The sequence below is a fragment of the Candidatus Neomarinimicrobiota bacterium genome (genome assembly GCA_022567655.1).
Lineage (GTDB): Bacteria > Fidelibacterota > SORT01 > SORT01 > SORT01 > JADFGO01.
In genome coordinates this window covers 1-3,925 of record JADFGO010000133.1, presented here as the reverse complement: position 1 = coordinate 3,925, position 3,925 = coordinate 1, and the positions used below count along the sequence as shown (strand labels likewise).

4 protein-coding genes are annotated in these 3,925 nt (G+C 45.0%); all 4 read right to left on the bottom strand.

Annotated features, from left to right (window positions below; translation table 11 throughout):
• Window positions 1–129: 129 nt before the first annotated feature.
• The 4 genes from IID12_09965 to IID12_09950 all read right to left on the bottom strand — a co-directional run bounded on the left by IID12_09965 (window position 130) and on the right by IID12_09950 (window position 3,651).
• Window positions 130–603 carry a DUF4440 domain-containing protein gene (locus IID12_09965; protein MCH8289413.1) on the bottom strand — a complete coding sequence of 158 codons (474 nt, stop codon included), beginning with the start codon at window positions 601–603 and terminating at the stop codon, window positions 130–132.
• A gap of 13 nt (window positions 604–616) precedes the next feature.
• Window positions 617–1,858 (bottom strand): MFS transporter, encoded by a 1,242-nt coding sequence (locus tag IID12_09960; GenBank protein MCH8289412.1) that lies wholly within the window; start codon window positions 1,856–1,858, stop codon window positions 617–619.
• Complete coding sequence (locus IID12_09955) at window positions 1,855–2,694, bottom strand: hypothetical protein (protein ID MCH8289411.1); 840 nt, start codon at window positions 2,692–2,694, stop codon at window positions 1,855–1,857. Before IID12_09955 ends, IID12_09960 begins: the two co-directional genes overlap by 4 nt.
• A 309-nt stretch (window positions 2,695–3,003) precedes the next feature.
• Complete coding sequence (locus tag IID12_09950) at window positions 3,004–3,651, bottom strand: methyltransferase domain-containing protein (GenBank protein MCH8289410.1); 648 nt, start codon at window positions 3,649–3,651, stop codon at window positions 3,004–3,006.
• Window positions 3,652–3,925: the final 274 nt, after the last annotated feature.

The following is a 3,925-nucleotide window of genomic DNA, read 5'->3' as shown; positions in this document are numbered from 1 at the left end:
TATATCTAATGTAGAGGCTGGTTATTAGAGGGGAATAAAAGGAATTTCCTATATTAAACCACCCCTGTGTCCCCTCCTTGCAAAGGAGGGGATGATAAGATCCCCTCTTATTAGAGGGGATTTAAATGTCTAATCCGGCGAGGGGCTTTTGTTACCCATATCTACAATTACTTTCCATTTACCGTCGGCTTGTTTCCGCCATATGTTGAGATACTTGCCGTAGCTGTTGGTGGTGCTGCCGTCTGCCTCTCTTACCGTCACGATATATTTTCCCCAGGTCCATCCGAGCTCGCCGGAATTCGCTACTTCCGCTTTGACCGGAGTCCACAAGAGGTCATAATAGTCGCCTTTCATCGTTTCGTAAATGGCTGTTCTGCCGTAAATCGGAAGGCTTCCCTCCGGGAGCTGCATCGCATTATCGGCAAGATAGAGATAAAAAGCCGCTGACGGACCTTTTTTAACCGAAGTGCGGGCAAACTCGAAATCTGTGTCGAGTAGTTTTTTCCATTCAGCTTCAACATCTGCCTGAGCTGATGAGTATTCAAATATAAATAAAGAAAGCAGAGTAGAGATCATCAATTGAAGAATTAATCTGTACCGCATAGCAGGTTTCTCCTTATCTGTTTCCTGACGCCATTTTCTCCGCTTCAGGGAGAGTTCTGAGTTTGAGCATACTCCACGTTCCGAAGGCAGGACCGAGAGCAAGCATCATAAATACGTAATTCCATCCAATCAGTTCAACCAAAAGAGGTATGAGCCTGATACTGACCATGGTCAAAAGAAAACCCATACCGGTTTGTAAAGCAAGCGCAGTTCCTACGTAACGGCTGTCGGTGAGTTCGCTGACCGCTGCGCTGAACTGTGCGCTGTCCGCCACCACAGTCAAACCCCATACGAGAGAAATGATTGTAACTATAACGGGGTTATTGAAAAATAGGCCGACTATCAAGGCGCATGCGCCCGAAATGATCATGCTCCCGGAGGTGATCGTTGTTCTGCCGAATTTATCAGCGAATTTCCCTGCCAAGAGGCTGCCGATACCACCTATGGCGATAACGCTAAAACCTGCGGCGCGGGCAAATTGTTCGCTCCAGCCGGCAGATTTGTAACTCATGATCAGGAAGAGCGGAACCCATGTCCACATGGCATATAATTCCCACATATGACCGAGATACCCATAATTCGCCAATCGGGTCGGTTTATCCGAGAGGGCGCTGCCGACGAACTTCCAATCAAAGGGAGCTGTCTCACGCAAATACGGTCCCGCCTTGAGAAAAAGTCCGGATATGACGGCGCCGACAATCGCAAGGAGAGAAGAAAACAGCAGAACGACCCTCCAATCCGGCAGTCCGCTCTCTCCGGGCAAAGAGAATGCGCTCAGAAGGTGTGGGAGGGCTGAGCCTATCGTCAGCGCTCCGACAAGAATACCTATGCACAATCCGAGCTCTTTCCTGCACCAGGTAGCCATGAGCTTCATACCGGGCGGATAGACTCCGGCAAGGGAGAGTCCCGTGAGAAATCTCAATAATATTGTCTGCTCGATCCCGGGATTTAAGAGGGGAATAGCCGCATTGAACAATGCTCCCGCGAGAGCGCTTATGGCGAATATCCGCCGGGCGGAAAAGCGGTCGGAGAGGTTGAAAACCGCGCTGAAAAGGGCGCCGAGGACAAATCCGATCTGAACGCTCATTGTCATCCATGCTTTTTGCCCCCCATCCAAACCCCATTCTTCACTCAGCTGGGGGATGACGGCTGAAGCGGAGAACCACAGGCTCATCACTAAAAGGGAGCTTACGGCAAGAAGTGAGACGTTAATCCACTTCCCGCCGAGATCGCTATTTGAACCGTATTCGATCATTGAGAGTCGGGTTCATTCCGGAGCTTCGAGCCGGCTGCAAATAATGTAATGCCTAAAACGGAATCGCGTTCGTCGGAGCCTGTTAGGAATTTCGGTTTGATTTTTTCTCTGACTTTGTGAAATTTTTCCGGGTCACCTCCTTCTATCGTGATTTTTGTATCCGTATAAAATTTTTCAAAACTTTCTTTATAATCATCGATCCTGAGCCTGTTCAAGTTACTTGGCGGATTCAGAAAATTATTCCAGACAAAACTGGAATAGGTGAGCATCTCGAACGGATATTTCCGGAAGTGATCTCCTAAGTCTATTCGGTGAAGTTGAATGCCGTCCGTTTTTGTCAACAGCTTCAAAGCCTTTACAACTTTGTCAAGTTGATCGACATGTTCAAGTACAGAAGATGATAGTAAGATATCCGCGGAGGGCAGATCTATATTATCGTTGAGGATATTTCCGTGGCTTAAAGATATATATTCCGTTTTAGGCTCAACATCACTACCGCTGAGGTTAAAGTATTCAGCGTACTTCAAATACGTATTTTTGTTTGACCTGGGATTCGTTCTCTCATGCAGATCAATTAAACCGACATGTCGAGCTCCTGCATTGAGCAACTCGGCGGCTAATCCATATGAGCCGCCGTATCCGAACACCGTGACGGTTTTCTGTTTAAACCCCCATCCATGAGCTTCAAGAGCGGATAAATACCTGCTGCACGCATATTCAGGATCAGAAGTTTCAATGCCGGGGTGAAAAATGATGGACCTGTTGCGGAGAAAATCGGTAACAGTTCGTGGAATCAATCTACGAATTATCCTCGCCGTTATGTAGTGAAAGTTCATACATTTACCCGCTTAAAGTTGAGCATGTGACCGGAAAAATACGTACACCGGGATAGCCGTTATCAGTGTTTTCGATCATTGATTGTCCGGTTCATTCCGGAGCTTCGAGCCGGCCGCAAATAAAGTAATGCCTAAAACGGAATCGCGCTCGTCGAAGCCCCATTCAATATGCGTGAGAAATCCGGCGGCGAGTCTATCTTCGTGAGGTGCTTTAATTAATTATCGATCTATTAATGCTCTTCATCCTGATAGTCTATTCGGATAAATATAGTATCAACTATAGTTAACAACAGGGCTGCTAATTATATCCTATGCCGGTTCTTTCCGGAAAACCCTTGCATGCCATATAATGGTCCGGGCTTCAGATTGTAGTTTGTATCCTGCTTTCTGCAATTTATCCAGTATAGGTTGTAAAGGATGGATAAATGGACGGAAATCCCAACGTAAAAGTTTTGAAACTAAGATAAAAACATTAAATCCGAATTCAGTCAGAAATCTGTCACGCGGCATTACAAAGGCATAAATACTCTTTGTCTTTGAGAGTGTCTTGTCGATAAGCGCATCAACATTCTCATAACAGCAAATTACTTTGTCATGCATGGTAATATCAACTTCGGGGATTTCTCCGTTCATCTCCACGATATCCCCGAGATGATATTCTACTTTGTCTTTGAATCCCTCGGAATCGGTAAAATTACTTGCTCTATTTATCATCTCTTTAGATAGTTCGGTGGCGAATGCTTTTGAAGCGCCCCGTCGGAGAAGTTCTCTGTGTGCGCCTCCGATGCCCGCGCCCACTTCGAGAACGGTCATGCCTTTAATTCCTAATTCTTCAATTCCGTCAACAAGGGATTTAGTGATCTTTTCGAGTCCCTTCTTACGATATTTTTTCTCGAATTTCTTCGATTCTTTATCAAAGAATTCTCCGGTCGGATCATTGCTGCTACAACAATTCATTTTAACCTCAATAAAAAATTATACTCTTAGACAGGAATGTAATAATTAAATGCTAATGAAGTAATATTATTTATCGCTTAAAACTTTCAGGATATATCCACCCCCGATTAAATAAAGCTACATAGTCTTTGAGCTATACCTGAAGCTCGCTATATATCGAAGAACGAGAATATTGGAAAGAAGTTTCGTAATATTCTTAAGTAATCGATTGATAACCCCCCTGGCTGAGTAAATCACTTGCAAATTATGAGTCTGAGGAGTATCATTTATACTG